Source organism: Micromonospora sp. NPDC049275 (assembly GCF_043197115.1).
GTDB lineage: Bacteria > Actinomycetota > Actinomycetes > Mycobacteriales > Micromonosporaceae > Micromonospora.
In genome coordinates this window covers 1,530-2,840 of the sequence record NZ_JBICSN010000029.1, presented here as the reverse complement: position 1 = coordinate 2,840, position 1,311 = coordinate 1,530, and the positions used below count along the sequence as shown (strand labels likewise).

At 57.4% G+C, this 1,311-nt stretch carries 1 rRNA gene (cut by both window edges); it reads left to right on the top strand.

The annotated features are described in order from the left end of the window. Nucleotides 1–1,311: ribosomal RNA gene (locus ACGFIE_RS33695) — 23S ribosomal RNA — on the top strand (it extends past both window edges: 468 nt to the left, 1,485 nt to the right).

The following is a 1,311-nucleotide window of genomic DNA, read 5'->3' as shown; positions in this document are numbered from 1 at the left end:
AGAGTCCGGTAGGTGAAAGTTGCTGACCTTCTGTGGGTGTTCCCGAGTAGCGGCGGACCCCTGAAATCTGCCGTGAATCTGCCAGGACCACCTGGTAAGCCTAAATACTTCCTGGTGACCGATAGCGGACAAGTACCGTGAGGGAATGGTGAAAAGTACCCCGGGAGGGGAGTGAAATAGTACCTGAAACCGTTCGCCTACAATCCGTCGGAGCCTTGCGGGGTGACGGCGTGCCTTTTGAAGAATGAGCCTGCGAGTTAGTGGCATGTGGCGAGGTTAACCCGTGTGGGGGAGCCGTAGCGAAAGCGAGTCTGAATAGGGCGATTCAGTCGCGTGTCCTAGACCCGAAGCGGAGTGATCTAGCCATGGGCAGGCTGAAGCGCGGGTAAGACCGCGTGGAGGGCCGAACCCACCAATGTTGAAAAATTGGGGGATGACCTGTGGTTAGGGGTGAAAGGCCAATCAAACTCCGTGATAGCTGGTTCTCCCCGAAATGCATTTAGGTGCAGCGTCGCGTGTTTCTTGCCGGAGGTAGAGCACTGGATGGTCTAGGGGGCCCACAAGCTTACCGAAATCAGCCAAACTCCGAATGCCGGTAAGTGAGAGCGCGGCAGTGAGACTGCGGGGGATAAGCTTCGTAGTCGAGAGGGAAACAGCCCAGATCACCAGCTAAGGCCCCTAAGCGTGTGCTAAGTGGAAAAGGATGTGGGGTCGCATAGACAACCAGGAGGTTGGCTTAGAAGCAGCCACCCTTTAAAGAGTGCGTAATAGCTCACTGGTCAAGTGGTTCCGCGCCGACAATGTAGCGGGGCTCAAGCACACCGCCGAAGCTGTGGCATTCACATTTTATCCTCGCTTGGACTTGATTCCTTGTGCAGGTGTGTGGATGGGTAGGGGAGCGTCGTGCCGCGAGTGAAGCAGCGGGGTGACCCAGTTGTGGACGCGGCACGAGTGAGAATGCAGGCATGAGTAGCGAAAGAAGGGTGAGAAACCCTTCCGCCGGATGACCAAGGGTTCCAGGGCCAGGCTAATCCGCCCTGGGTGAGTCGGGACCTAAGGCGAGGCCGAGAGGCGTAGTCGATGGACAACGGGTTGATATTCCCGTACCCGCGAAAGAGCGTCCCTGATGAACCTCGTTGTGCTAACCACCCGAACTGCTGAGGATCTTCGGATTTGATGTGGGGAGCGTGGGAACCTGATGGGTAGTAGTCAAGCGATGGGGTGACGCAGGAAGGTAGCTGAGCCCGGCCGGTGGTTGTGCCGGGGTAAGCGTGTAGGCCGTGTCGTAGGCAAATCCGCGACACATGTAGG